Annotated in this window: 1 protein-coding gene; it reads right to left on the bottom strand. The window is 55.1% G+C overall.

Features of this window, described 5'->3' with window-relative positions; genetic code table 11:
* The coding region (locus tag AB1L30_RS01025; protein WP_367011472.1) for a DUF5690 family protein at positions 1–474 on the bottom strand (474 nt) is incomplete at its 3' end.
* Positions 475–682 lie beyond the last annotated feature (208 nt).

Below are 682 nucleotides of genomic sequence, written 5' to 3'. Positions count from 1 at the left end.
TTCCAAGTAACGCACCACCAGGCCCCAGACCATGCCCAGCGGTAAGCCGTTGAGAAAGATTGCGAGTACCTTCCAGTGAACCGGCACGACGGCGAACAGCATCAGCGTGGCGTCCTTCATATACTGGTTGAAGGTGTTCTTCCGACCCTCATTCGACGAAGCTTCTTCCTCCTGTCCCATTACACGAACATGAGGGAAGACCTCGTCACGGACGATCTTCAGCACCTTTTCCGCGTCGGAGAGACATCGTTCGAGCATGCTGGCGAAGCTGCGTACCTCGCGGATGCGTTCGATATCGACCCCAACTTCTGCCCCTTTGGTCACTGCCACGACCGCCAGTTCGCTCTTCGATTGGCCATGCTTGGCAACCACTTCCAGCTTGGCGGCGCTCGAAACTTCGTCAGGTGGAATCTGGCAAACGACCTGGCCGTTGACCGCTTGCGTCAGGCCGTAATAAACGGTGTTGTGTTGCACGTACGAGCCCCGATTAAGTCTAGAAGCTGTTTCAAAACCCTGACGTTATAAGCTTGCGCCAGGCAACGATTTGCGTTACACCTACCATCGAAAGGAGTCCTTCGATGGCTGGAAGATGCACCTGACGCACGTGATCGGTCCCGATACGAAACATGCGATCCATGCCGACTCGAAGAAGATCATTTCCGCTAAGCTCGATGCGATTGCC

Origin of the sequence: Bremerella sp. JC817 (genome assembly GCF_040718835.1) — a bacterium.
Lineage (GTDB): Bacteria > Planctomycetota > Planctomycetia > Pirellulales > Pirellulaceae > Bremerella.
Note: the sequence above shows the minus strand (reverse complement) of the source record. Positions and strands in the feature narration are given on the sequence as shown.